We start from the raw sequence: 22,700 nt of genomic DNA, 5'->3' as shown, positions 1-22,700 counted from the left end.
TGGGTGATCAGACCATTTCGCTGCGCGAACCGAAGGCATGCGAGAGCGTGCCGCGATCCACGTATTCCAGTTCGCCGCCCAGCGGCACGCCATGTGCCAGCCGGCTCGGGGTGACGCCATGCTGGCGGGCCAGCTGCGCCAGGTAGTGCGCGGTGGCCTCGCCTTCCACGGTGGGATTGGTGGCGATGATGAGCTCGCTGACCTCGCCCTGCTGCAAGCGCTCGCCCAGCTTGTCCAGGCCGAGCTCGCGCGGGCCGATGCCATCGAGCGGCGACAGCCGCCCTTGCAGGATGTAATACACCCCGCGGTAGCCGGTGGCCTGCTCGATCGCCAGCCGATCGGCCGGCGACTCCACGCAGCACAGCAGATGCCGATCGCGGCTGCCGCTGGCGCAGATGGCGCAGAGCTCGCCCTCGGTAAAATCGCGGCATTGCGCGCAGTGACCGATCTTCTCGATCGACTCGGCCAGGATCGCCGACAAGTGCCTGCCACCCTCGCGTTCTCGCTCCAGCAAATGGTAGGCCATGCGCTGCGCGGTCTTCTGGCCCACGCCAGGCAGCACGCGTAACGACTCGATCAGTTGTTCCAGCAGCGAAGCGCTCATGCGCGCCTTAGAACGGCAGCTTCATGCCCGGCGGCATCGGCATGCCGGCGGTGGCGGCGCCCATGCGCGACTTGGATTCGGCGTCGATCTTGTTGCTGGCATCATTGAACGCAGCGGCCACCAGATCTTCCAGCATTTCCTGGTCACCGAGCACGGACGGATCGATGCGCACCTTGCGGCATTCCTTGGCGCCGGTGAGGGTCACGCTGACCATGCCGCCGCCGGCGTTGCCGGTGATTTCCAGCTTGGCCAGTTCTTCCTGCGCACGCTGCAGGTTCTCCTGCATCTTCTGGGCCTGCTGCATGAGCTGAGCGATGTTTCCACGCATGACTTTCTACTCTTCGTAAGGACGGATGGAATCCGGGACGACCTTGGCGCCGTGCTGTTGCATCAGGCGCTGCACGTCCGGGTGTTGCAGGAAATCCTGTTCGGCCGAGACCTGCTGCTCGCCGCGCTCGCGGTCGCTGCGCTGGCGCAAGGTCTCGCTGCCCTGGGCCGCGCCCAGGAAGCTGATTTTCGGCGCTACGCCGTAACGCTGCGCGATGGCTTCGCCCAGGTCGCGCACCGCGCGATCCGAACGCAGGTAGTCGAAGCCCGCGTCCAGCGACAGTTGCAGCACGCCGTGGGAGTAGCCGGCGAAGGCCGCGTTTTCCACCAGCTGGCGGGTCGCGCCCTTGAGCTCGTTGCTGCTGGCGAAGTGCAGCCAGACTTCGGCGTTGGTGATGCCGATGTCGGAGGAGAAGCTGGCTTCGACCGCGGCGGGTTCGTTGGTGGGGGCCGTAGCCGCCGGCGTCGCGACGGGCGCAGGACGCGGCGCAACCGGCGCGGCGCGTTCGACCGGCGGCGGCGCAGTGGCCTGCGACGGCGCAATCGGTTGGCGCTGGTGCGTGGCTTCCGGTTCCGGCCAGGGCGGGCTGTCATGGCCGTTGGCGGGCGCGACGGTGGCCGGGCTTGCAGGTTTTGGAGCCGATGCGGTGTTGGCGCTGGCAGTCGGCGCGGCAGACGCCGTGCTCGTTGAAGCAGTTGCGCGACCACTGCCAGCATTCGCCGGCGCCGCCTCACGCTTGCCCTCGCCGCCTGCGGCGGGACGGAAGGCCAGCATGCGCAGCACAGTCATTTCAAAGCCGGCGCGCGCACTCGGCGCCAGCGGCAAGTCACGACGGCCACCCAGGGCCATCTGGTACCAGAGCTGCACCACTTCCGGGCGCAGGCGCTCGGCGAAGTTGTCGGCATCAATGCCTTCCAGCTCGGTGGCCGCACCGGGCACCAGCTGCCGCACCTGCACGCGGTGCAGGGCTTCGGCCAGCGCATCGAGTACGCCGTCCCAGTCGGGCGAGAAGTCGGCCAGCGCCGCGATGACCTTCAACAGGCGATCGCCATCGCCTTCGGCCAGCGCATCGAGCATGGCGCCGACCTGGGTGCGGTCGACCGTGCCCAGCATGGTGCGCACGCCGTCATCGCGCAGCGCGCCGCCGGCATAGGCAATGGCCTGGTCCAGCAGCGACAGGCCGTCGCGCAGGCTGCCATCGGCGGCGTGGGCGATCTGGCGCACGGCGCCTTCGTCGGCCTCGATGCCTTCGGCGGCGAGGATTCTGGTGATCTGACCGCCAATCTGCGGCTCGTCCAGGCGCTTGAGGTTGAACTGCAGGCAGCGCGAGAGCACGGTCACCGGCAGCTTCTGCGGATCAGTGGTGGCCAGCAGGAACTTGACGTGTTCCGGCGGCTCTTCCAGCGTCTTCAGCAGCGCGTTGAACGCCGCCTTGGACAGCATGTGCACTTCGTCGATCAGGTAGACCTTGAACTTGCCGCGCGAGGGCATGTACTGCGCGTTCTCGATGACCTCGCGGACATCGTCCACGCCGGTATTGGAGGCGGCGTCGATTTCCAGCAGGTCGATGTAGCGGCCGGCGTCGATATCGCGGCAGGCCCCGCATTCACCACAGGGATCGGCGCTGGTGCCCTTCTCGCAGTTCAGCGATTTGGCAAAGATGCGCGCGATGGTGGTCTTGCCGACCCCGCGGGTACCGGTGAACAGGAAGGCATGGTGGACGCGGCCGGTATCCAGCGCATTGGTGAGCGCGCGGACCACGTGTTCCTGCCCCACCAGCTCGGCGAAGCGCTTGGGACGCCACTTGCGGGCGAGGACGAGATAGGACATGCCGACATTGTGCCATGGCCGGTCAAGCCCACCGCGCCCGGCCGCGCCAGCAGGCGTTCGCGGCGGTTCTGCTTGTGGGCCGGCGCGCCGGAGGCTAGAATCTGCGGCCCTGCAGAAGGCCACACGGCCCTCTGCAGGATCCGGAGAGGTGTCCGAGCGGTTGAAGGAGCACGCCTGGAAAGTGTGTAAGCGTCTAAACCGCGCTTCGGGGGTTCGAATCCCCCTCTCTCCGCCAGATACGAAAAGCGAAGGCCCCCGAAAGGGGGCCTTTTTCGTATCTGGCGGAGAGAGGGGAGTTTGATGAGAACCCCCTCGGTTCGACAATCGGCGCAGCCGATTGCACGGCGAAGCCGCCCCGAAGGGGTGAGGAGCGGAGCGAAGAATGAATCCCCCACTCTCAGTTCAAGAAATCCCCGCCAGGCTCACCGCCTCCACTTCGGACACTGCACCGCTTCGGCATACACCGCCTGCGCGATCCGTCGGGGAGAAACCAGACGCCAATCCCTTGCGTGCAGTCATCCGCGAATAGCCACGGCGCGAAGTACGTGTACTGCACATGCCGGTAATACATCACTTACGCCTTCTCGAAGCTCAACAGCCGTACCACGCCATCACAGCCACGACGATCAGAAACAGGAAATTCCTCATGCTGAGACTCCCATGTCTGCCATTGTCCTTTACCGCTTCGGCGACGAATCATCCCCTTCCGCTGCATGCTCATCGTCATCCACCGTCGTCTCTTCAGCAACGGCCTTACTGGCAACCTTCTCCTCCAGTTCCTTGAACGCGTCTTCGTAGAAAGACCGCATCGCAATCATCCGATCCGTGTACACCCCACGCGATCCCGGGGCCCGCATGTTCGGATCCTGCGGCGGCACATCCTCGCGCAGGAACAGGTAGATCAGCAGCCCCAGGAAGGGCACGAACAACATCACCGCCAGTCCCCACTTCTCCCAGCCACGCTCGCTGCCCCGCAGCAGACCAGGCAGGAAGAAGAAGCTGGCAACGTAGCCCACGGCCAGCCAGAGAATCACCCAGATATTCATGCCGGCAACCCATCCAGCCAGGTGGCGAAGAAAGCCTCCGACGCTGCCTTCATGGCCTGGGCCTGGGCCTTCGCAGCCGCCGCAATCACTTTGCCATCCAGCCCCGCCTGCGCCACCTCTTCTGCATGACCCGTCGTCCACTCGGTGATCCGATCCAGATCCGCTTCCAGGTGGAACTGCAGCCCCAGCTGATGCCCCGACAACTCGAACGCCTGCACAGCGCATGGCCCGGTCGAAGCCAGCGACACCTCACCGGCCGGCAGCGCGATCCCATCCCCATGCCAATGCAGCACCGGCGCATCGGCCAGCAGCCGCAGCAAGGTCCCCTGCCCGGCCGGCGTGATGCTGACGGTGCCCATGCCGATTTCATTCAGCCCCATCGGCGCCACGTCGCCGCCGGCCGCCACGGCCATCACCTGCGCGCCCAGGCAGACGCCAATGGAGGGCCGCGCGGCCGCGCGGCGATCGCGCAGCCACTGTGCTTCCTCGCCAAGAAACGGATACCCCGCCACGTCGGTGGCGCGCATGGGGCCGCCCAGCACGATCAGCAGGTCGGGTTCCTCGCGGCGCAGCGCGGACAGATCGTCGCGCGCGGGGTCGGCATGGCGTATGTGGTAGCCGCGCTGCTCCAGTACTCCGGCCAGGGTGCCGAGGTCTTCGAAGTCGACATGACGCAGGGCGAGTGCTTGTTTCATGCCTCGGTCCGGCTCAGGTATCCAAAGCCCACTATAACGGCTGAGATCAGTAGTTCTACTGGCATCTGCTAAGCAGGACCACGCTGGAACGCCGCCGCGCGCACCGTCCAGACTGGAGCTCCGGAGGTGCGCGCATGGCCAGCCAACCCAACATCCTCTATTTCCAGGTCGACAACCTGGGCTGCGGCGAGTTGAGCTGCTACACCGGCGGCCCGTTTCGCGGCACATGGACGCCACACATCGACGAATTCGCACGGGGCGGCACGCGGCTGACCAACTTCGCGCCCGAAGCGCAATGCACGCCCAGTCGTTCGGCGCTGCTCACCGGCCGGCACGCCATCCGTTCTGGCACTCATAGCGTACCCATCGGAGCGGAGGCCGGCTGGGGATTGGTGCGCTGGGAGCGCACCTTGGCCGACGCCTTGTCCGAAGCAGGCTACGCCTGCGCGGCCTACGGCAAGTGGCATGTGGGCGAAGGCCCCGGACGCTGGCCCACCGACAAGGGATTTGACGAGTGGTATGGACCGCCACGCACATACGACGAAGCACTCTGGCCCGCCGATCCCTGGTACGACCCTGCCCGCGATCCGGTGTCGCGCATGCTGGAAATACGCAAGGGACAGGCCGCTCCCGACGAACGCGAACAACTGACCCTCGATGTCAGGCGCGACTGCGATGCCGAGTACCTCAAAAGGACGAACGACTTCATTACCCGCTGCGTCGACAACGGTGCGCCCTTCTTCGTCTACTTCAATCACTCACTCATGCACATGCCGGTGTTGCCGCGCAAGGAGTTCGAAGGCCGCACCGGCAACGGTCCATGGGCTGACAGCCTGGCCGAGCTGGACGCGGATTTTGCCCAGCTGCTGGCGTTGCTGGAGGCCACTGGCGTGCGCGACAACACCATCGTCGTCTTTGCCGGCGACAACGGTCCGGAGGAAGTCACCGCATGGCGGGGTTCACCCGGTGCGTGGCGCGGCTCCTACTTCGCAGGAGGCGAAGGCAACCTGCGCACGCCCTGCATCGTGCAGTGGCCCGGACAGATCCCGTCGGGCCAGGTCAGCAACGACATCATGCATATCACCGATTGGTTCACCACCTTACTGGGTGCCGCGGGCGTCCACGTGCCCACGGACCGGGTGATTGATGGAGTCGATCAGCGGGCATGGTTGACCGGCGAAGCCGCGCATTCCCAACGCGAGGGCTATCTCTACTGGATGGGTGCGGAACTCTACGGAGTGAAGTGGCGCGATTTCAAACTCGTGCTCGTCCAGCAATTGCACCTGTCCGATCCGCCGCAACGGCTGGCGACCCCGCGCGTCATCAATCTGCTGACCGATCCGCACGAGCGCGAGGCGTTCGCCCTGCCGCATCTGCACTCCTGGACGGCCAGCCACTTCAATCGCTTGATGGCCGAGTTTGCGGAGAGCGTCAAGCGCGAGCCGCTCACTCCCGCGGGTGCACCGATTGGCCATGTGCCTTGAAAAAAGAAAACCCCGGCCAGGCCGGGGTTCTCTTCGTGCCGCACCGACTCAGCTGCTCGGATGCAACGACTCCAACTCCTTGAGCCGTTTCAACGCATCGGTCTGCCGAATCAGGCTGTAGTTGATGCTGCCTGCATTCAACGAGCTGCCCGCCTGGTACGGGTAGTCCATGAAATCGGAGAAGAACGATTTGATGGCGCCCATCACCGGCACGATCAGCCACATCTGCCGGGCCAGGAAGTCCACCGCGCCGCCGCCGTCTTCCATGCCGCGCTCGTAGGGGTCCATGCGCAGGTTGGCAATCAGTGCCCAGTTGGTCACCGTACGCGAGCCGGTGGCGATGTTGCCGTGCGCCTGCACGGCAAAGCTCAGCTTCCAATCCTGGAAGCGCACCGCGTTGAGGTTGCCGCCCTGGTCGAAGTAGAACACGGACTCGCGCGGGCCCTTCTTTTCCTTGCCCTGGAAATACGGCGCGAAGTTGTATCCGTCCAGTTTGACCTTGAACTTCTTGCCGTTGAGCGTGGTGGGGAACATGTCGATCAACGAAATCGGGGCGTTGTAGACCGTTCCGGGCTTGATGGTGCCCGGCCATTGAACTTGGCGGGTACGAACTGCCAGTCGGACAGGGCTTTCTCGACCGACTCGGTGAAATCTTCGGACGTCGACTCGAGAATGCGCAGGTTGACGACCCTTCCATTGGTGGCGACATCGCACAGGACCCTGACCACACCGGACCGTCCCTTCTTGAAAGCCTTGCGTGGATAGTGCGGCGTGCGGCCACGCGCGAAACGCGGGCGTTCGCTGCAGGTGGCCGGGTCGCACTTCACCTTGCGCATCAGCGCGTTGTAGTGCGTGTCGTCGATGGAGCCGCCGCTGGACTGGGAGTAGTGCCGTTGACCGCCGTTACTTCGGTGCGGGTGGCGTCATCTTGCCGGCTTGCACATACCAGTAAGCTTCCAGCACGTCGGCGCCGAACGGATGGTGGCAGCACCCGTACCGGGGCCTCTGGCTTTTGCCTGCTCTCCAGCAGAAAATTTGATCGCCGGATGTTTCCTCTCATCTCTGGAGCCAGGTTGGACGCCAACACGACGTGGATGAATCGCTTTGGCCCGAACCCGATTTTCGCGGCGGCGACGCCATGACCGGTTTCACCGATCCACAAGCGGTCGCCCGTTACGCCGAAGGCCCCGTGCGCCAGGTGCCCGGCTTCCACGGCCTGCAGCAGATGACCACCGTGCTGCTGGCAGAACACGCTCCCGCCGATGGCAATGTGCTGGTGGTCGGCGCGGGTGGCGGCTTGGAGCTGAAAGTATTCGCGGAGGGCCACGCAGGCTGGCGCTTCGTGGGCGTCGACCCGTCGGCGGAGATGTTGGCGTTGGCGCGTTCGACCCTGGGCGAATTGGCGGCGCGCGTCGATCTGCACGAAGGCTATGTGGACACCGCACCGGAAGGTCCCTTCGATGCGGCGACCTGTCTGCTTACGCTGCACTTCCTGCCGGCGCCGGAGCGGCTGCATACCTTGCGCGAGATTCGCCGACGGTTGCGGCCGGGCGCGCCGCTGGTGGTGGCGCACCACAGCTTTCCGCAATCGGAGCCGGAAAAGACCCGCTGGCTGCAACGCTATGCGGCCTTCGCAGCCGCCTCGGGCGTGCCGTTTGCCAATGCCGCCAACGCCATTGCCGCCATCGGCAGCAAATTGCCCGCGCTCTCGCCGGAGCACGACGAGGCCCTGCTGCACGAGGCCGGCTTCGAGGACGTGGCGCTGTTCTATGCCGGGTTCACCTTCCGCGGCTGGGTGGCGCGCAATCCGGGTTAGCGGTGGCATGAAGCCTGTACGGCGCAGGCCGCTTGCCGGGCGCTAGGCGATGGCGGCCTGGAGGCGGTACAATGCGCGCACCCGGGCCGCGCAGTTTGCGGCCCGCGTCTATGGTGACCCCGTCGGTCCCTCGCGATGCTAGGTCGAAAATCCCGCCAGGGCCGGAAGGCAGCAACGGTATTGACTGATGCAGGCGCCGAGGTCAACCGGCGGGGTCATCACCTTTTTTGGGGTTCGCTAAACAGCCCACGATTCATTCGGTCCTGCCGTTGCGACGGCATCCGTGCCATGAGCGCGTGGTTACCGCGAGGCGCGCGCTAGCGAACCAGCACCACGCCACCCGGCTCGCGGCCGGTGACCCAGTAGTCGATGACTTGCCATTTTTCGGTGTCGACCACGGCGATGCGGTCCACCCCACTGACGGCGATGTAGGCACGCGGTTGGCGCGGATCGATGGCAATGCCGATCGGCAGCGGGCCACGGCCCAATGCGGTATCCAGGATCGGCAGCCCCGCCCGCGCCAGCGGCACGCGGGCGATCGGCAAGCGGGTGCCGGTATCGAGCACCAGCAGTTCGGACACACCGGAGTTGATCACGAAGGCCAGTTTGCCGTCGTCGGAAAAGGCGATGCGCAGCGGAAACCCGCGACTGGACATGCGCCGCTTGACCGCCAGGGTGTTCGGGTCATGCACGGTGATCGTGCCTTCGTCGCGATTGGCCACCCACAGTTCCGCCGCATCCGGACGCAGCGCCAGGCCTTCGGCGCCCTTCCCCGCCACGCGCTCCTGCAGCACCGTGCCCAGCTTGAGGTCGACGCGGCTGACGGTGCCCTTGGCGATCTTGGTGACGTAGGCGTAGCGATCATCGGCCGACAGCACGAGCATGTGGCCGACCCCGTTGCCGATGGGGATGACGCGCTCGACCCGGCCTTCGTCCACGTTGACCACCACCAGGTTGCCGCTGCCTTCGGTGGTGACGGCCACCTCGTGGTCGCCGATGAACTGCACCCCATGCGGCGCGCTGTTCAAGCCCAGGTCGATGGTGGTGGTCGCCTTGCCGCCGTGCAGGTCCAGCACCGACAGCGTATTGCCGCTGCGCACACCGCCGTAGTTGCTGACCACGGCGCGCTTGCCATCCGGCGACACGGCGATTTCGTGCGGTGAGTCGCCGGTGCGGAACTCGCCGAGTTGGCGTCCGTGCTGTGCCGACAAACGCCAGACGCTGTCGCCGGCCTGGTTGCTGACCAGCAGATCGGCGGCCGAGGCCGTGCCGAACGTGGCCAGCAATGTCAGCAGACTCCCCAGTCGGCGGACGGTCCCCATGCGGATGCCTCAGGCAGGTGGTGGTGTGGGATGCAGCCAGCCGGCGTCGCCGCTGGCGTAGTGCTCGTGCTTCCAGATCGGCACGCGCGCCTTGACCTCGTCGATGATCCAGCGGCAGGCGGCGAAGGCGCCATCGCGATGGCCGGCGCTCACGCCCACCCACACCGCCATCTCGCCAATCGCCAGGTCGCCGACCCGATGCACGCAGCGCGCGTCGATTGCCTGGAAGCGCTCGAGTGCTTCTTCCAGAATGCGTTCGCCTTCCTTTTCCGCGAGCGCGACATAGGCTTCGTAACGCAGGCCGTTGACCGACTGACCGTCGTTGTTGTCACGTACCCAGCCTTCAAAGCTGGCGAAGGCGCCGGCACGCGGATCAATGAGTGCCGCGCGCAACGGCGCGATCTCGATGGCGCGGTCGCTGATGGAAAAGCGCGCCATGCTCAGCCTCCGCTCACCGGCGGAATGAAGGCCACGTCGCTGCCGGCGCGCGGGACGTCATCCCAGCCGGCGAAGTCGCCGTCCACCGCCACGCGCAGATGCGCCGGCGTCCAGACAAACCCGTGACGGGCGCGCAGTTCTTCGTACAGCTCGCGCAGGCCGCGGGCCTGGGTGCCGACGATCTCGGATTCGATGCCGGCGGCATCGCGCAGGCTGGCGAAGTAGCGCACGGTCAGTTCGGTCACGCCGGCGCTCCCACATCGCGCTTGCCGCCGCGCTTGCCCAGCAGGCGCGCGGGACCCAGCACGATGTCATGCGACAAGGCCTTGCACATGTCGTAGACGGTCAGAGCGGCGACGGTGGCGCCGGTCAGCGCTTCCATCTCCACGCCGGTGCGGTGGGTGGTCTTGACGGTGCACTCGATGTTCAACGCGTCATCGCCCTCCCAGGCCATGGCCAGACGACAGCCGTCAATCGGCAGCGGATGGCAGAACGGGATCAGTTCGTGGGTGCGCTTGACCGCCATGGTGCCGGCGATGATGGCGGTATCGACGATGCCGCCCTTGGCGCTGCGCAGGCCATTGGCATGCAGCTGCGCCGCCACGTCGGCGGGAAACTGCACGCGGCAACTGGCGCTGGCTTCGCGCGCGGTCACGACCTTGGCCGATACATCGACCATGGCCGGGCGGCCTGCTTCATCCAGATGGGTCAGCGTGGGCGTGGAAGGTGAGGTCATCGGTTTCAGCCACCAATCAAATACATTTCGACATGCTTGCGCGCGCTCACCGCCGGCTGGCCGCGCAACTCGCTGTAGCGATCCGCCCGGCGTTGCCAGAGTTGCGCCACGTGGGCAGCCAGGGCCTGCTCGCCTTGCGCAAGCGCCGGCTTCAAATCAATGCCATCGCTGGCGAACAGACAGGTGTAGAGATGGCCATCGGCGGAGACGCGCGCGCGATGGCAGTCGCCGCAGAACGGCGCGCTGACCGAACTGACAAAGCCGACTTCGCCCTGCCCGTCGACGAAGCCATAGCGTTCGGCCACTTCGCCACGGTAGTGCGCCTGCAGCGGCCGCAGTGGCCAGCGCGCGTGGATGCGATCGCGCAGCTCGGCCGAGGGCAGCATCTGTTCGCGCCGCCAGTCGTTGCTGTTGCCCACGTCCATGTACTCGATGAAACGCACCACGTGGCCGCTGCCGCGGAAGTGCGCGAGCAGCGGCAGCACTTCCTGCTCGTTGCTGCCACGCTGGACCACGCAGTTGATCTTGATCTGTTCGAAGCCGGCGTCGCTGGCCGCATCGATGCCGGCCAATACCTCGGCCGCCTGGCCGCGGCCTCCGGACATGGCGGAGAACACCGCCGGGTCCAACGCATCCAGGCTGACGGTGAGTCGGCCCAGGCCGGCCTGGCGCAGCGCGCGGGCCTGGCCACGCAGCAGCGAGCCATTGGTGGTCAAGGCCATGTCGTCGATGCCGTCGATGGCCGCCAGCCGCGCGATCAAATCCGGCAGCCGCTTGCGCAGCAGCGGTTCGCCGCCGGTCAGGCGCAACTTGCTCACACCCAGCCGCACCACGCCGCGCACGAGGGTCTCGATCTGATCGAAATCCAGCCGCTGGCTGGCATCCAGGCCGTAGTCATCCGGCACCCGATCGGCCGGCATGCAGTAGCCGCAGCGGAAATTGCAGGCTTCAATCACCGACAGCCGCAGATCCCGCAGCGGGCGGTCCAGGCGATCAGTGACGGGAGCGGGCTGGTGCGGGGCGTTCATGACACATCGAGGGCGGGTGGCCGGGGTGGCCGCAGGTCCATCTTGTCACCAGGCTCGGCAACACGGTGTCCACGCGCCCGCAGGGCCTGACCATCGGCGGTGCTGGCGTAGTGGTACAGCAGGCAGCGTTGCAGCAGGCCGGCAGGATACTCCCGTTCCAGATCCTCGATGCCGCTATGTGAGGGATTGCCATGCAGGGCGCAGTCATGGGCAATCAGTTCATCGTCGTTGGCATAGCGCGCCAGCATTTCCGGAATGGGCCGGGTATCCCCGGTCCAGACCACGCTGCCGGGCAGGCGCAGGCCAAAGGCGGAGTCCGGCCAGTGGTGGCGCACGGGAAAGACTTCCAGCCGCTGGCCGTCATGCCAGAACGCGCCGCCCACCGGAATCAGCTGGAAGGCGTCCCAGAAGTTGGCGCCGCCCTCGGCCAGCACGTTCGGGTATTCGCCCACGCGCTGGTGCAGCAGCGGCACCAGCGGTGCCGGCACGTACAGGCGTGCGCGGCCACGCCGGGCCTCGTTGAAGTATTCGCCGACAAACCAGCGCTCGAAGCCGGCCACATGATCCAGATGCACATGGGTCAGGAACAGCGCGTCAGGCCAGCCCTGGTACTGCTCGAGATACGCGGTGAGGCCTTCGCCGCCGCAGTCAATGCTCAACCACGGCAGGCCGTCACGCTCCAGCGTGGCCATGGCCGAGCCCAGTGCGACCGCACTGGCGCTGCCGACGCCCTGGAAGCGAAGCGCCCACTGACTCATCTAGACTCCGCGCGCCCACGCCTGATCGTAGGCGCGGCGCAGTTGGGCAAAATCGTGGCGCACGTCGTCGGCGCTGCGCTGGCCGCGCAGCTTGAGCAGCGAGCGCTTGAGCCGGGCCAGGTTTTCCTCGCGCCAGGCGGTGGCGGGGATGCGCAGCTTGCCGCGATCGAAATCAATCAACCAGCCGCGCCCGGTGTCGTCGAACAGGATGTTGTGCGCATTGAGGTCGGCGTGGTCCAGGCCGGCGCGATGAAAGCGCGCAATCAGTCGCCCGCTGGCTTCCCACGGCGCGTCGCCGGTGCCGGCCAGACCGGCCAGCGAGGTCACCTTTTCCAGGCGTTCCATCAGGATGGCGGCGCGATAGAACATGCCCTCGTGGATGTACTGCGCGGCCACCGGCCGGGGCACTGGCAGGCCACGCGCGATCAGCGCGCGCATCAGGCGGAACTCGACGAAACTGCGCGTGCGGTTGGGGCCATGCCACAGGTAGCGGTCGCGGCTGACGCGGGCGGCCATGCCGCCACGCAGGTAGCGCCGCAACACGCAGCGGCTGGAAGGTGCTTCGATGAACCAGGCGCCGCCGCGCCCCCCTTCATCCACCGGCTGGGCGCGCTCGCCCCAGACCTGCGGATCGAACCAGTCCGGATTGGCCTGGCGCATGTGCTGGCGATCGAACAGGATCGCCCCGTAACCGCTGCCGACGCGGAAGGGCGTTAGGGATTCGCTGGCATCGAAACCGACCATTCAGCGAGTTTAGGGCCTGTTTCTCCGGGGTGGTAGGGCAAGCCACGAAGCGCGCGCGGCGGCGCAGCCACTACACTGGCGCCATCCGGGCCGCAGCGCGGCCTGCGTCACATCTTTCCCACTGGATGGCTCGTGTCCGCACAACCCACTTCGATTTGCCTGCTGCGTCTTTCCGCCCTCGGCGATGTGACCCATGTGGTGCCCCTGGTCCGCACATTGCAGCGGCATCTGCCGCAGGCGCGCCTGCACTGGGTGATCGACAAGGCCGGCTTCAAGCTGCTCGATGGCCTGGAAGGCGTGCAGTTCCATACCTACGACAAGAGCACCGGCCTGGCCGGCATGCGCGCCCTGCGCCGCGAACTCCCGGCCGAAGGCTTTGACGTTTTGCTGCAGCTGCAGGTGGCGCTGCGGGCCAACGTGCTGTCGGCCTTCATCCCGGCGCGGCGGCGCGTGGGGTATGACCGCGCGCGTTCCAAGGATCTGCATGGACTGTTCGTCAACGAGCGCATCCCGGATCGGCCGGGCATCCATGTGCTCGACGCGATGGGCAGTTTTGTCGAACCGCTGGGCCTGCGCCAGGAACAGGTGGTCTGGGATCTGCCCTACCCGCAGGCCGCGCGTGACTGGGCCGCCTCACAGTGGCCGGACGATGGCCAGCCGGTGCTGATGATCTCGCCCTGCTCCAGCCACGTGCGGCGCAACTGGCTGGCCGACCGTTACGCCGCGCTGGCCGATCACGCTGCCGCGCAAGGCTGGCGCATCGTGCTGTGCGGCGGCCGCAGCGATCTGGAACGCAGCACCACCGATGCGATCCTGGCGGCGATGCAGGCGCCGGCGCTGGATCTGGTCGGCAAGGACACGCTCAAGCAATTGCCCGCCCTGCTCGAGCGTGCCGACCTGCTGGTCACGCCCGACTCCGGCCCCATGCATATCGGCAACGCGGTGGGCGCCAAGGTGCTGGGCCTGCACGCGGCCAGCAATCCGCGCCGCAGCGGACCTTATTCGGATCTGCGCTACTGCGTGGATCGCTATGGCGATGCGGCGCGCAAGTACCTGGGCAAGTCGGGGGCCGAGGTCAAATGGGGCACCAAGATCGAATTCGACGAGGTGATGCACCTGATCACCGTTGAAGACGCCATCGCCGCGTTTGAACGCTACCGCGCCGATCATCCGCGCTAGCCGTCGCCTGCACGCGTTTTCCGTCGGAGCCTGATCATGTCGTTGAGCCAGCTGCTGGGAACCGAACTGCCGTTGCTGCAGGCGCCGATGGCCGGCGTGCAGGGTTCGCGGCTGGCGGCGGCGGTGAGCAAAGCCGGCGCGCTCGGCGCCCTGCCCTGCGCGATGCTCGGGGTGGAGCGGATACGTGAGGAAGTGACAGCAATCCGCGCGCAGACCGCGCATCCGTTCAATCTCAACTTCTTCTGTCATCAGCCGCCGGCCGAAGATGCCGCGCGGGAAGCCGCGTGGCGGCAGCGGCTGGCGCCGGATTACGCGCGACTGGGCGTTTCACTCGACGCGGCATCGAGCGCGACGTCGCGGCGACCCTTCGATGCGCAGATGCTGGCGCTGGTCGGCGAGTTGCGCCCGGCGGTGGTGAGTTTCCACTTCGGCCTGCCGGAAGCGGATCTGTGGCAGCCGCTGCGTGCGCTGGGCATCCGCGTGCTGGCCTCGGCCACCACGCTGGAAGAAGGTCGCTGGCTGCAACAGCAGGGCGTGGATGCGGTGATCGCCCAAGGGTGGGAGGCCGGGGGCCATCGCGGCATGTTCCTGGGCGATGACCTGGGCACGCAGATGGGCACGTTTGCGCTGCTGCCGCAGCTGGTCCACGCCTTGCGCGTACCGGTGATCGCGGCGGGCGGCATTGCCGATGCCGATGGCGTGGCGGCGGCCATGCGCCTGGGCGCGGCCGGCGTGCAGGTCGGCACGGCGTACCTGCTCTGCCCGGAAGCCGATACCAGCGCGGTGCATCGGGGGGCGCTGCAGGGCGCGCAGGCGGCCGAGACCGCGGTGACCAATGTCTTCACCGGCCGACCGGCACGCGGCATCGTCAACCACGCGATGCGCGCGTGGGGCCCGATCAATCCGGATGCACCGGCGTTTCCGTTGGCGGCGCAGTTCGTGGCGCCGCTGCGCAAGGCCGCCGAGGCGCAGGGCAGCAGCGACTACTCACCGCTCTGGGCCGGGCAGAACACCAGCGGCTGCCGCGAGACTTCCGCGGCGGAACTGACCTGGGCCCTGGCGCAGGGGCTGGGCTCGCAGGAGCCGCCCTGCCTGGTCTGACTCAGGGCGCGGCGCCGGTCTTGTAGTCCTGGTAGGACTTTTCTTCCACGTAGGCCGAACCCAGCGCCAGGTTGATGTCCTTCTTGATGCGCGCGCGTTCGTCGTTCTCGAAGTAGACGCTGCGGGCCAGGCGCACGAATTCCTCGTCGAAGGCCTGCGCCTTTTCCTTGATGCGGATGTCGTCTTCGATCACCCACAGACGCTCGTTGACGGCTTTGAGCTGGGCGCGCAGTTCGGCGATGTTGTTGCCGGCGGCCGGATGCGCCATCCAGGTGGTTTCCAGCGCGCTCAATTCGTTGCGCACGTTGGCCAGTTTGGCCGCATCGCTCATGCGCTCGGACTTGATCTGCAGGATGGCGATCTTGTCGAGCAGTTCGCCGAAGGACACGGGCACGAGGATTTCGGACATGGGCAGCTACCGCGTAATACAGGGGCGGCCAGTGTAGTCCAAGCCGGCTGGGGCTCGTGAGGGCCGGCCCGCGGACGCGGCATCCCGTAACATGGCCTTCATTCACACATACACGGGATGCAGGCATGGACTTTTCTTCTCCGCGCGTGGTGGTTACCGGCGGCTTTGGCGCACTCGGGCGCAAGGTGGTAGAGCAGTTGCGCGCCAATGGCGCACGCGTGGCCGTGCTGGATCACGCGCCGGCGCCGGCCGATGTGGCGGCGCCTGCCTTCGGCGGCGTGGATCTGGCCGACGAAGGCGCCGCGCGCCAGGCCATCGAACAGGCCGCGCAGGCATTGGGTGGACTGGATGCCCTGGTCAACATCGCCGGCGGCTTCAGCTGGGAAACCATTGCCGACGGCAGTCTGGACACCTGGGACCGCCTGTATCGGCTCAACCTGCGCACCGCGCTGGCGGCCAGCCAGGCCGCATTGCCCCATCTGCTCGCTGCCGGTGGCGGACGCATCGTCAATATCGGCGCGGCCGCTGCGGGCAAGGCGGCGACCGGCATGGGTGCCTACGCTGCTTCCAAGGCCGGCGTGGCGCGCCTGACCGAAGCGCTGGCCGACGAGTTCAAGGATCGCGGCATCACCGTCAACGCATTGCTGCCGAGCATCATCGACACCCCGGCCAACCGCAAGGACATGCCCGACGCCGACGCCTCGCGTTGGGTGACGCCGGCGCAGCTGGCCGGCGTGGTGCAGTTCCTGCTGTCGGAACCGGCGGCGGCGATCACGGGCGCGCTGATTCCGGTGACGGGTCGGGTGTAAGCGAAGGCGCGAGTCCGCTCGTGCCTTGCCTGATCGCTAGCGCTTCGCCTTGCCCAGCCGCCGATCATTGGCGGCCGCGATGCGCCGGTAGGGACGCACGCCCGCACTGGCAAGCCGGGCCACCGCATCCTCGGGCGAAGGCAGGCGTTTGGACGAGATACCCGGTAACCACATCGTGGACGCAGCCAGCGCAATGTCGGTGCCCAGCGAGAACGAGTAGCTGGCCATCGCGGCCCACGATTCCCATGCGGCCATCACCTTTTCCGAGGACATACGGGAAAGCTCGCGTTGATCGCGCGCGGACAACTGACCGCCCGATGCCGCGACCTGGGCCACGCGGCGGGTGATGACGCGCGGCGCGATGAAGGCCAGGTCGGTGATCTGGCGGGTCAATGCGCGGCTGGCTTTGCGGGTGCGGGCCATGGTGGTCTCCTGTTGTGGGTGACGTTATGGCAGGGGCGGTGTGTTTCGGGTGAGCGCTTTGACGGCAGCTTTCGGAGACGGTTGCGTGCCTGTTGGTTGACGGGGGGATTCATTCGTCGCTGCGCTCCTCACCCCTTCGGGGCGGCTTCGCCGTGCAAACCGCTGCGCGGTTGGTCATTCGTCGCTGCGCTCCTCACCCCTTCGGGGCGGCTTCGCCGTGCAATCGGCTGCGCCGATTGTCGAACCGGGGGAGTTCGAATCACGTCCTCCCTCTCCGCCAGATACGCAAAAGCCCCCTTGCGGGGGCCTTTGCGTATCTGGCGGAGAGGGGGGGATTCGAACCCCCGATACGCTATTAACGTATGCCTGATTTCGAGTCAGGTACATTCAACCACTCTGCCACCTCTCCGGTGGTCCCCGGCGCGGAGCCGGGGGTGCGAATGATACGGGGCGGGCCGGATTTGGACAAGTTTGCTTGCCGGATGTCCGCTTCGACCGGATCATTGCGTATCAACGGGCAGGGGAATCTTCCTGCTCCCGCAGACAGGACATCATGATCGAATTCGGGCACATCACCCACGTTGGCCTCCGCAGGGAACTGAACGAGGACACCTACTACGGCGACAGCGAGCTGGGCCTGTGGCTGGTGGCTGACGGCATGGGCGGACACGCCTGCGGCGAGGTGGCCAGCGCGCTGGCGCGGGAAACCATCGTGCGCGAAATCCGCGACGGCACCCCGCTCCACCAGGCCATCCGCATTGCCGATGAGGAAATCATCCGCACCTCCAAGCGCCGCAACGACACCCTGCCCATGGGCACCACCGTGGTGGCCGCGCGGGTGCAGGGCAATCGTTTCGAAGTGGCCTGGGTAGGCGACAGCCGGGCCTATCTGTGGCGCGATGGCAACATGACCCAGCTGAGCCAGGACCACAGCTATGTGCAGGAGCTGATTGCCCAGGGCACGCTGACCAGCGAGCAGGCGCGCAGCCATCCGCACCGCAATGTGGTCACCCAGGCCTTGGGCGTGACCGATCCGACCCATCTGAACGTCGAGACCCTGACCGGCGAACTGCGCCCGGGCATGCAGTTGCTGTTGTGCAGCGACGGGCTGACCGAGGAAGTGGATGACCGCAGCATCGCCGACACCCTGCGCCTGGCCGAATGCAGTGCGCAGGAATGTGTGGACTGCCTGGTGGCGGCCGCGCTGGATGGCGGCGGTTCGGACAATGTCACCGCGATTCTGGTGCGGTGCCATTGAGCTTTGATGGCTTTGTAGGAGGGGTTGACCAGACATTCGTCTGTTGAAAGCCAGCCCCGAAAAAAAGGCCCGCGCATTGCGGGCCTTTTTTCTGTTCTCGCCTCCGAGCCATTTAAGTGCCCAGCTCTCAGGCCACCGCCGATTCCAACTGCGCCTCGGCCTCCATCTGATCCCACAGCGTGCTGCCACCCGCCTTCTTGCGCAGCTTCTCCAGCCGCCCTGCATGCGCAGCCAGTTCTTCATCGCTGGGCTGCACGCGCACGCGCGGCCCGGTCGGCAGGCTCTGGCTGAAATGGTTGACCGACGCCGCCGCGGCAGCGGCCGTGCCCTGCTCGTCCAGCGAGCCGAAGCCAATCTCGCTCTGGCCCGAAGTCAGCGCCAAGTAGACATCACACAGCAGTTGGGCATCGAGCAGCGCGCCATGCAACTGCCGATGGGTGTTGTCCACGCCCAGGCGTTTGCACAGCGCATCCAGTGAATTGCGTTGACCGGGAAAACGCTGGCGCGCCATCAGCAGTGAATCTTCCACGGTCACCCGATCCTGCAGGCGACCATAGCGCTCGCCCAGCAGCGACAGTTCGTAGTCGAGAAAGCCGACGTCGAACGCGGCGTTGTGGATGATCAGTTCGGCGCCGTCGATGAAGGCCAGGAACTCATCGGCAATCTGCGCGAACAGTGGCTTGTCGGAGAGGAAGTCCAGGCTCAGGCCGGTGACTTCCGCCGCGCCTTGTTCGAACTCGCGCTGCGGATGGATGTACTGGTGGTAGGTGCGTCCGGTCGGGCGGCGCTCCAGCAGCTCCACGCAGCCGATTTCCACCACGCGATTGCCCTTCTTCCATTCCAGGCCGGTGGTTTCGGTATCGAGGATGATCTGTCTCATGGGGTCTCGTGGTCCGGTTCGCTCGACTCGGAAGTCCAGGCGAACAGATGCAGCAGGGTGTCTTCGCCGGGCAGGCGGAAATCCTCGCGCCAACGATAGCCCAGCGCGCGCAGGGTGCGGATGGAAGCGGCGTTGCTGGTGTCCACCACCGCCAGCACGGTGTCCAGGCCCAGCCGCGCGTGCGCGTCGGCCAACACGGCGGCGCCGGCTTCGGCCACGTAGCCCAGGTTGCGATGCTCGGGCAGCAGCGCATAGCCCAGGTCAGGTCCCGGCAAGGCGTCGCGTTTGACCAGGCCGCACATGCCCACCGGCACGCCGTCACGCTTGCGATCCACGCGATACAAACCGAAGCCGTTGGCCGCATAGCTGGCCATGGGTCCGTTGCGCAGGTAGGGGCCGGCCTGTTCGGGTTCATGCACGCCGCGATCGCCGATGAAGCGTAGAAAGGCCTCATCGTTCAACAGGCGATAGACGAAGGCGCGATCCGCGTCGGAGGTGTCGTCGAGCCGGTGCAGGCTCAGGCGCTCGGTTTCGAGCACGAAGGTGGAATCCATGCCGCTACTTTACGCTGCCGTGTGGCGAAAGCGGACCGCCTGGTCGCGCGCGAGCACGTCCACGCGTTCGTTGTCGCGGTCACCGCTGTGGCCCTTGACCCAATGCCAGACGATGCGGTGCCGGCCCACGGCGGCATGCAGCCGCTCCCACAGGTCGCGGTTCTTGACCGGATCGCCGCCGGCGGTTTTCCAGTTGCGACGCACCCAGTTGGGCATCCATTCGGTGATGCCCTGGCGGACGTACTGCGAGTCGATGTAGAGATCGATCTGGCACGGCTCGGTGAGCGTTTCCAGGGCCACGATGGCGGCCATCAATTCCATGCGGTTGTTGGTGGTCTGGGCTTCACCGCCGGAAAGCTCGCGCTCTTTATCCTGGTAGCGCAGCAGCGCGGCCCAGCCGCCCGGGCCGGGATTGCCGAGGCAGGAACCGTCGGTGTGGATACTGATTTGCTTCATGCCAAGAGGGGCGTCCAAAGGTCAGGCCGGCGCCGCGCCGGCGTTCCAGGCGCGGCGGGCGTTGGCGGGGGGAATCAGAGCGACCACGCGTTTTTCCGCTTCCAGCACGCGCACGGCGCGCAGTCGCTGGTGGGTCAAACGCGTGGTGGCATCGGTATGGCGAAGGCCACGCCAGCGCGGCCCCAAATAGGTTTCTTCGTCGTCCTGCGGGTGCAGGCCCACCTGGCGCAGACGCTCGTGCCAGGCGCCGCCGTCACGCACGCGCAGATCGCTGCCGCGCCAACGCAGGCGGTACGGGCTCATCGGATTCAGGGTCAGCAGCCAGAGGCGCCCCCCTGGCGCCAGGATCCGCGCGCATTCGGACAACAAATCCTGGCTGCCATCGTCGCAGGCGTGCTGCACCACCACGCTGCCGAAGGTCTCGCTGGGCAGCGGCAGTGGCAGCGCGCACTGCACGTCACCGCGCAGCTGCGTGCCCTGGCGATACAGCCACAGGCGACGACTGAACGTATTGCCGGCGGGCGGCGGCGGCGGTTCGGCGGCGACGGTCAGCCAGAGGGCGGGCTGGGCCGGACGACGTTCCAGCCACTGCTGGGTGGCCAGGGCTTCCAGGGCCAGCAGGTGCCGCCCGCGCTCACTTCCAAACCATGCCAGGGCATCGGGTTGACGATCGAATGCGAAGGCAGGCATGGTCGGGATTGTAGTGGAGGCGGCCCTGGGCCGTCCCGGCCTGGACCGTCATATGCGCCTGATCGCCCTGCCCGCCTTCGAAGACAACTACATCTGGGCCCTGGTCGATGACGAGGGCGACGCCTTGATCGTGGACCCGGGAGATGGCGCGCCGGTGCTGGCCGCCAGCCAGCAGGGCCTGTGGCCGGCGGCGGTGTTACTGACCCACCACCACAACGACCATATCGGCGGCGTGGCCGCCCTGCGCGAGCGCTGGCCGACCCTGCCGGTGTACGCCCCGCAGGACGAGCGCATTGGCTTTGACGCCCATCAAGTGGGCGACGGCGACACGGTCACGGTCAAGCAATGGCGCTTCCAGGTGCTGGCCGTTCCCGGCCATACCCGCAGCCATATCGCCTACCATGGCGGCGGCCAGGAGCCCGGGCCGCCCCTGCTGTTCTGCGGGGATACCTTGTTCAGCCTGGGCTGTGGCCGGATGTTCGAAGGTACGCCCGTCCAGATGCTGGGCTCGCTGGACCGCCTTGCGGCCCTCCCCGGCCAGACCCTGGTCTGCTGCGGGCACGAATACACCCTCGCCAATGCGGCTTTTGCCCTGGCGGTGGACCCGACCAACCCGGCCCTGCGCCGACGTCACGAGGAAGCCAACGCCATGCGCCAAGCCGGACGTCCCACCCTGCCCAGCACGCTGGCGCAGGAATGCCAGGCCAATCCCTTCCTGCGCGTGGACAGCGAGGGCGTGCGCGCCGCGCTCGCCCATCGCCTGGGCCGGCCGGTCACGAATCAGGTGGAAGCCTTCGCCGAATTGCGGCGCTGGAAGGACGGCTTCCGCGCATGAGCGCGCGGCGTGTCCGGGGCCGCGGCCGCCTGCGTGCGGCCGTGCTCGCCAGCCTGCTGGGCCTGGCCCTGCCTGTGTTGGCGCAGCAGGCCGAACCGGCGCCAACCGCGACCACGGGCGACGCCGGCGAGCCCGCGGTTCCGCCTGTCTACAACGGCCTGGATATCTACAAGGATTTCCGCGAAGGCCTGGCCGAACCCGATTGCGATGCCGACGCCACAGGTGGCCGCTGGAAACAGCAGTTCGCCCATGCACCGGGACAGCTGGCGCGTTCCAATGCCGACGTGCTGCCGTTGTTCGGTTACGTGGTGGAAGCGCTGCGCGAAGCCGACCTGCCGACCGAGTTCGCATTGATTCCGTTTGTGGAAAGCGGCTACCAGCCCGGCAGTCGCAATGCGCGTGGACCGGCCGGCTTGTGGCAGTTCATTGGCGTGACTGCGCGCAACCACGGCGTACCGATGCGCAGCGGCTACGACGGCCGCCTGTCGCCGGTGGATTCCACCCAGGCGGCGGTGCGCTATCTCAAGACCCTGCACGGCATGTTTGGCGGCGACTGGCGGCTGGCGGTAATGGCTTACAACGCCGGCGAATACCGCGTGCTGCAGTCGATGCGCCGCGCCGGCATGAACGCGCAGAACGCTCGCCCGGCCGAACTGCCCGGCCTGTCCAAGGTCACCTACGCCTACGTGGAAAAACTGCATGCGCTGGCCTGCATCTTCCAGCAGGCCGATGACCGCGGCGAATGGCAGCAGAAGATGGATCGGCAGGTGCCGCGCCTGGCCGCGCAGGCGATCCCTGCCAAGGCCGGTTCACTGGCGCAATGGGCGCGCAGCCAGGGCCATGATGAAGCCCTGGTCAAACGCCTCAACCCGGCGCTGGCCGCCAACGTACCGAAGCTGGACAGACCCGTGCGCGTGCTCGCGCCGTTGACGCCCGACTCCGCACCGATGGATGACAGCGAACTGCTGGCATCGGTGGATGCCCAGACCGAGAGTGCGATCGAAGCGGCCACCGAGCCGACACCTGTGGCCCAGACCAGCAACAAGAAGTCCGGCAAGTCCAAGCGCAACAGCCGCTCGCATACGGTGCGCAGCGGCGAATCCGCCTGGACCATTGCCCGCCGCTACGGCATCAAGCCGCAGGCGCTGCTCTCGCTCAACGGCCTGAAGACCAATGCCGTGCTCAAGCCCGGCATGGTGCTGGCGCTGGACGACGCACGCTGAGGCGGCAAACGCGGATGTCCCTGTAGTGATGCATGGATAGGCGACCGGATTGCT

General features: G+C 66.8%; 28 protein-coding genes, 2 tRNA genes and 1 other RNA gene. 10 read left to right on the top strand and 21 right to left on the bottom strand.

The genetic code is table 11. The annotated features are described in order from the left end of the window. Positions 1 to 7: 7 nt before the first annotated feature. From recR to dnaX, 3 genes are read right to left on the bottom strand one after another with little or no spacing between them, the layout of a single operon-like run. Complete coding sequence (gene recR, locus B5X78_RS15305) at positions 8 to 604, bottom strand: recombination mediator RecR (protein ID WP_079725411.1); 597 nt, start codon at positions 602 to 604, stop codon at positions 8 to 10. Positions 605 to 611: 7 nt separating this feature from the next. After that, positions 612 to 932 (bottom strand): YbaB/EbfC family nucleoid-associated protein, encoded by a 321-nt coding sequence (locus B5X78_RS15300; protein WP_079725409.1) that lies wholly within the window; start codon positions 930 to 932, stop codon positions 612 to 614. 6 nt (positions 933 to 938) lie between these two features. Beyond that, entirely contained in the window at positions 939 to 2,762 is a 1,824-nt protein-coding gene (dnaX, locus tag B5X78_RS15295; protein WP_079725407.1) for a DNA polymerase III subunit gamma/tau, read from the bottom strand. A gap of 142 nt (positions 2,763 to 2,904) precedes the next feature. Between dnaX and B5X78_RS15290 the strand changes: the two genes are divergently transcribed. Beyond that, positions 2,905 to 2,997: transfer RNA gene (locus B5X78_RS15290), tRNA-Ser, on the top strand. A 442-nt stretch (positions 2,998 to 3,439) separates the two neighbouring features. Here B5X78_RS15290 and B5X78_RS15285 read toward each other — a convergent pair. Both B5X78_RS15285 and B5X78_RS15280 read right to left on the bottom strand, forming a co-directional pair. Further along, a complete protein-coding gene (locus tag B5X78_RS15285) occupies positions 3,440 to 3,808 on the bottom strand; it encodes a hypothetical protein (protein ID WP_079725405.1) in 369 nt (122 codons plus the stop codon). After that, on the bottom strand, positions 3,805 to 4,503 hold the full coding sequence (locus tag B5X78_RS15280) for a glutamine amidotransferase-related protein (RefSeq protein WP_079725403.1): 699 nt from the start codon (positions 4,501 to 4,503) through the stop codon (positions 3,805 to 3,807). Before B5X78_RS15280 ends, B5X78_RS15285 begins: the two co-directional genes overlap by 4 nt. Positions 4,504 to 4,637: 134 nt before the next feature. Here B5X78_RS15280 and B5X78_RS15275 point away from each other — a divergent pair, with 134 nt between their 5' ends. After that, positions 4,638 to 5,987: a sulfatase-like hydrolase/transferase gene (locus B5X78_RS15275; protein WP_079725401.1), complete on the top strand. Its 1,350-nt coding sequence runs from the start codon at positions 4,638 to 4,640 to the stop codon at positions 5,985 to 5,987. A 48-nt stretch (positions 5,988 to 6,035) separates the two neighbouring features. Here B5X78_RS15275 and B5X78_RS18650 read toward each other — a convergent pair whose 3' ends face one another. Next, positions 6,036 to 6,521 (bottom strand): alkaline phosphatase family protein, encoded by a 486-nt coding sequence (locus B5X78_RS18650; protein WP_188444681.1) that lies wholly within the window; start codon positions 6,519 to 6,521, stop codon positions 6,036 to 6,038. A 5-nt stretch (positions 6,522 to 6,526) separates the two neighbouring features. Beyond that, the gene (locus tag B5X78_RS15265) at positions 6,527 to 6,823 is read right to left on the bottom strand and encodes an energy transducer TonB (RefSeq protein WP_079725397.1); all 297 of its coding nucleotides are present in this window, start codon (positions 6,821 to 6,823) and stop codon (positions 6,527 to 6,529) included. Positions 6,824 to 7,125: 302 nt separating this feature from the next. On the opposite strand from B5X78_RS15265, the gene B5X78_RS15260 reads away from it, so the two are divergent. Next, a complete protein-coding gene (locus B5X78_RS15260) occupies positions 7,126 to 7,803 on the top strand; it encodes a class I SAM-dependent methyltransferase (RefSeq protein ID WP_079726223.1) in 678 nt (225 codons plus the stop codon). A gap of 119 nt (positions 7,804 to 7,922) precedes the next feature. Next, an RNA gene (gene ffs / locus B5X78_RS15255) (signal recognition particle sRNA small type) lies at positions 7,923 to 8,019 on the top strand. A gap of 101 nt (positions 8,020 to 8,120) precedes the next feature. Here ffs and B5X78_RS15250 read toward each other — a convergent pair. Genes B5X78_RS15250 through B5X78_RS15220 form a run of 7 tightly spaced genes read right to left on the bottom strand, consistent with a single transcriptional unit; the run spans position 8,121 to position 12,829 of the window. After that, on the bottom strand, positions 8,121 to 9,125 hold the full coding sequence (locus B5X78_RS15250) for a beta-propeller fold lactonase family protein (RefSeq protein ID WP_079725396.1): 1,005 nt from the start codon (positions 9,123 to 9,125) through the stop codon (positions 8,121 to 8,123). A gap of 9 nt (positions 9,126 to 9,134) precedes the next feature. Then, the gene (locus B5X78_RS15245; protein WP_079725394.1) at positions 9,135 to 9,563 is read right to left on the bottom strand and encodes a molybdenum cofactor biosynthesis protein MoaE; all 429 of its coding nucleotides are present in this window, start codon (positions 9,561 to 9,563) and stop codon (positions 9,135 to 9,137) included. Between the two features lie 2 nt (positions 9,564 to 9,565). Beyond that, positions 9,566 to 9,808, bottom strand: coding sequence for a MoaD/ThiS family protein (locus B5X78_RS15240; RefSeq protein ID WP_176140884.1), 243 nt, complete (start codon positions 9,806 to 9,808; stop codon positions 9,566 to 9,568). Beyond that, positions 9,805 to 10,299: a cyclic pyranopterin monophosphate synthase MoaC gene (gene moaC / locus B5X78_RS15235; protein ID WP_079725392.1), complete on the bottom strand. Its 495-nt coding sequence runs from the start codon at positions 10,297 to 10,299 to the stop codon at positions 9,805 to 9,807. Before moaC ends, B5X78_RS15240 begins: the two co-directional genes overlap by 4 nt. A gap of 5 nt (positions 10,300 to 10,304) precedes the next feature. After that, positions 10,305 to 11,327, bottom strand: coding sequence for a GTP 3',8-cyclase MoaA (gene moaA, locus B5X78_RS15230; RefSeq protein ID WP_079725391.1), 1,023 nt, complete (start codon positions 11,325 to 11,327; stop codon positions 10,305 to 10,307). Further along, the gene (locus tag B5X78_RS15225; RefSeq protein WP_079725389.1) at positions 11,324 to 12,085 is read right to left on the bottom strand and encodes an MBL fold metallo-hydrolase; all 762 of its coding nucleotides are present in this window, start codon (positions 12,083 to 12,085) and stop codon (positions 11,324 to 11,326) included. Before B5X78_RS15225 ends, moaA begins: the two co-directional genes overlap by 4 nt. Next, on the bottom strand, positions 12,086 to 12,829 hold the full coding sequence (locus B5X78_RS15220) for a 3-deoxy-D-manno-octulosonic acid kinase (protein ID WP_079725388.1): 744 nt from the start codon (positions 12,827 to 12,829) through the stop codon (positions 12,086 to 12,088). Positions 12,830 to 12,961: 132 nt separating this feature from the next. Here B5X78_RS15220 and B5X78_RS15215 point away from each other — a divergent pair, with 132 nt between their 5' ends. Both B5X78_RS15215 and B5X78_RS15210 read left to right on the top strand, forming a co-directional pair. Continuing rightward, positions 12,962 to 14,008, top strand: a complete 1,047-nt coding sequence (locus B5X78_RS15215; protein ID WP_079725386.1) for a glycosyltransferase family 9 protein — start codon at positions 12,962 to 12,964, stop codon at positions 14,006 to 14,008. A gap of 36 nt (positions 14,009 to 14,044) precedes the next feature. Continuing rightward, entirely contained in the window at positions 14,045 to 15,109 is a 1,065-nt protein-coding gene (locus B5X78_RS15210; RefSeq protein WP_079725384.1) for an NAD(P)H-dependent flavin oxidoreductase, read from the top strand. Between the two features lies 1 nt (position 15,110). Here the strand turns inward: B5X78_RS15210 and B5X78_RS15205 are convergent, their stop codons facing one another. After that, positions 15,111 to 15,518: a DUF6165 family protein gene (locus tag B5X78_RS15205; RefSeq protein ID WP_079725382.1), complete on the bottom strand. Its 408-nt coding sequence runs from the start codon at positions 15,516 to 15,518 to the stop codon at positions 15,111 to 15,113. A gap of 125 nt (positions 15,519 to 15,643) precedes the next feature. Here B5X78_RS15205 and B5X78_RS15200 point away from each other — a divergent pair, with 125 nt between their 5' ends. Beyond that, complete coding sequence (locus B5X78_RS15200) at positions 15,644 to 16,327, top strand: SDR family NAD(P)-dependent oxidoreductase (RefSeq protein WP_079725380.1); 684 nt, start codon at positions 15,644 to 15,646, stop codon at positions 16,325 to 16,327. 36 nt (positions 16,328 to 16,363) lie between these two features. Here B5X78_RS15200 and B5X78_RS15195 read toward each other — a convergent pair whose 3' ends face one another. Further along, positions 16,364 to 16,750 carry a hypothetical protein gene (locus B5X78_RS15195; RefSeq protein WP_079725379.1) on the bottom strand — a complete coding sequence of 129 codons (387 nt, stop codon included), beginning with the start codon at positions 16,748 to 16,750 and terminating at the stop codon, positions 16,364 to 16,366. A gap of 318 nt (positions 16,751 to 17,068) precedes the next feature. Then, positions 17,069 to 17,159 (bottom strand) — tRNA-Ser (locus B5X78_RS15190). A 144-nt stretch (positions 17,160 to 17,303) separates the two neighbouring features. On the opposite strand from B5X78_RS15190, the gene B5X78_RS15185 reads away from it, so the two are divergent. Further along, a complete protein-coding gene (locus tag B5X78_RS15185; protein ID WP_079725377.1) occupies positions 17,304 to 18,008 on the top strand; it encodes a PP2C family protein-serine/threonine phosphatase in 705 nt (234 codons plus the stop codon). Positions 18,009 to 18,135: 127 nt separating this feature from the next. Here the strand turns inward: B5X78_RS15185 and dnaQ are convergent, their stop codons facing one another. Genes dnaQ through B5X78_RS15165 form a run of 4 tightly spaced genes read right to left on the bottom strand, consistent with a single transcriptional unit; the run spans position 18,136 to position 20,588 of the window. Continuing rightward, positions 18,136 to 18,888 (bottom strand): DNA polymerase III subunit epsilon, encoded by a 753-nt coding sequence (dnaQ, locus tag B5X78_RS15180; protein WP_079725375.1) that lies wholly within the window; start codon positions 18,886 to 18,888, stop codon positions 18,136 to 18,138. Then, positions 18,885 to 19,442 (bottom strand): GNAT family N-acetyltransferase, encoded by a 558-nt coding sequence (locus B5X78_RS15175; RefSeq protein WP_079725373.1) that lies wholly within the window; start codon positions 19,440 to 19,442, stop codon positions 18,885 to 18,887. Before B5X78_RS15175 ends, dnaQ begins: the two co-directional genes overlap by 4 nt. 9 nt (positions 19,443 to 19,451) lie before the next feature. Next, positions 19,452 to 19,898 (bottom strand): ribonuclease HI, encoded by a 447-nt coding sequence (rnhA, locus tag B5X78_RS15170; protein ID WP_079725371.1) that lies wholly within the window; start codon positions 19,896 to 19,898, stop codon positions 19,452 to 19,454. A gap of 21 nt (positions 19,899 to 19,919) precedes the next feature. Further along, entirely contained in the window at positions 19,920 to 20,588 is a 669-nt protein-coding gene (locus tag B5X78_RS15165) for a class I SAM-dependent methyltransferase (protein WP_079725370.1), read from the bottom strand. A gap of 52 nt (positions 20,589 to 20,640) precedes the next feature. Here B5X78_RS15165 and gloB point away from each other — a divergent pair, with 52 nt between their 5' ends. Then, the gene (gloB, locus tag B5X78_RS15160) at positions 20,641 to 21,423 is read left to right on the top strand and encodes a hydroxyacylglutathione hydrolase (RefSeq protein WP_079726221.1); all 783 of its coding nucleotides are present in this window, start codon (positions 20,641 to 20,643) and stop codon (positions 21,421 to 21,423) included. Then, on the top strand, positions 21,420 to 22,646 hold the full coding sequence (locus B5X78_RS15155; protein WP_079725368.1) for a lytic transglycosylase domain-containing protein: 1,227 nt from the start codon (positions 21,420 to 21,422) through the stop codon (positions 22,644 to 22,646). The genes gloB and B5X78_RS15155 overlap by 4 nt, the downstream gene beginning before the upstream one ends. Positions 22,647 to 22,700: the final 54 nt, after the last annotated feature.

Source organism: Pseudoxanthomonas indica (assembly GCF_900167565.1).
GTDB classification, from domain to species: domain Bacteria; phylum Pseudomonadota; class Gammaproteobacteria; order Xanthomonadales; family Xanthomonadaceae; genus Pseudoxanthomonas_A; species Pseudoxanthomonas_A indica.
This window is presented reverse-complemented; position numbering and strand designations above follow the sequence as displayed.

Bases quoted from the DNA above. Each gene is read 5' to 3' on its own strand.
- B5X78_RS15245 (WP_079725394.1), bottom strand. From the start codon at position 9,563: ATGGCGCGCTTTTCCATCAGCGACCGCGCCATCGAGATCGCGCCGTTG.
- B5X78_RS15280 (WP_079725403.1), bottom strand. From the start codon at position 4,503: ATGAAACAAGCACTCGCCCTGCGTCATGTCGACTTCGAAGACCTCGGC.
- gloB (WP_079726221.1), top strand. From the start codon at position 20,641: ATGCGCCTGATCGCCCTGCCCGCCTTCGAAGACAACTACATCTGGGCC.
- dnaQ (WP_079725375.1), bottom strand. From the start codon at position 18,888: ATGAGACAGATCATCCTCGATACCGAAACCACCGGCCTGGAATGGAAG.
- B5X78_RS15300 (WP_079725409.1), bottom strand. From the start codon at position 932: ATGCGTGGAAACATCGCTCAGCTCATGCAGCAGGCCCAGAAGATGCAG.
- B5X78_RS15200 (WP_079725380.1), top strand. From the start codon at position 15,644: ATGGACTTTTCTTCTCCGCGCGTGGTGGTTACCGGCGGCTTTGGCGCA.
- B5X78_RS15275 (WP_079725401.1), top strand. From the start codon at position 4,638: ATGGCCAGCCAACCCAACATCCTCTATTTCCAGGTCGACAACCTGGGC.
- recR (WP_079725411.1), bottom strand. From the start codon at position 604: ATGAGCGCTTCGCTGCTGGAACAACTGATCGAGTCGTTACGCGTGCTG.
- B5X78_RS15205 (WP_079725382.1), bottom strand. From the start codon at position 15,518: ATGTCCGAAATCCTCGTGCCCGTGTCCTTCGGCGAACTGCTCGACAAG.
- B5X78_RS15210 (WP_079725384.1), top strand. From the start codon at position 14,045: ATGTCGTTGAGCCAGCTGCTGGGAACCGAACTGCCGTTGCTGCAGGCG.
- B5X78_RS15195 (WP_079725379.1), bottom strand. From the start codon at position 16,750: ATGGCCCGCACCCGCAAAGCCAGCCGCGCATTGACCCGCCAGATCACC.
- B5X78_RS15285 (WP_079725405.1), bottom strand. From the start codon at position 3,808: ATGAATATCTGGGTGATTCTCTGGCTGGCCGTGGGCTACGTTGCCAGC.
- B5X78_RS15250 (WP_079725396.1), bottom strand. From the start codon at position 9,125: ATGGGGACCGTCCGCCGACTGGGGAGTCTGCTGACATTGCTGGCCACG.
- B5X78_RS18650 (WP_188444681.1), bottom strand. From the start codon at position 6,521: ATGTTCCCCACCACGCTCAACGGCAAGAAGTTCAAGGTCAAACTGGAC.
- dnaX (WP_079725407.1), bottom strand. From the start codon at position 2,762: ATGTCCTATCTCGTCCTCGCCCGCAAGTGGCGTCCCAAGCGCTTCGCC.
- B5X78_RS15220 (WP_079725388.1), bottom strand. From the start codon at position 12,829: ATGGTCGGTTTCGATGCCAGCGAATCCCTAACGCCCTTCCGCGTCGGC.
- rnhA (WP_079725371.1), bottom strand. From the start codon at position 19,898: ATGAAGCAAATCAGTATCCACACCGACGGTTCCTGCCTCGGCAATCCC.
- moaC (WP_079725392.1), bottom strand. From the start codon at position 10,299: ATGACCTCACCTTCCACGCCCACGCTGACCCATCTGGATGAAGCAGGC.
- B5X78_RS15265 (WP_079725397.1), bottom strand. From the start codon at position 6,823: ATGCGCAAGGTGAAGTGCGACCCGGCCACCTGCAGCGAACGCCCGCGT.
- B5X78_RS15225 (WP_079725389.1), bottom strand. From the start codon at position 12,085: ATGAGTCAGTGGGCGCTTCGCTTCCAGGGCGTCGGCAGCGCCAGTGCG.
- B5X78_RS15165 (WP_079725370.1), bottom strand. From the start codon at position 20,588: ATGCCTGCCTTCGCATTCGATCGTCAACCCGATGCCCTGGCATGGTTT.
- B5X78_RS15260 (WP_079726223.1), top strand. From the start codon at position 7,126: ATGACCGGTTTCACCGATCCACAAGCGGTCGCCCGTTACGCCGAAGGC.
- moaA (WP_079725391.1), bottom strand. From the start codon at position 11,327: ATGAACGCCCCGCACCAGCCCGCTCCCGTCACTGATCGCCTGGACCGC.
- B5X78_RS15175 (WP_079725373.1), bottom strand. From the start codon at position 19,442: ATGGATTCCACCTTCGTGCTCGAAACCGAGCGCCTGAGCCTGCACCGG.
- B5X78_RS15155 (WP_079725368.1), top strand. From the start codon at position 21,420: ATGAGCGCGCGGCGTGTCCGGGGCCGCGGCCGCCTGCGTGCGGCCGTG.
- B5X78_RS15185 (WP_079725377.1), top strand. From the start codon at position 17,304: ATGATCGAATTCGGGCACATCACCCACGTTGGCCTCCGCAGGGAACTG.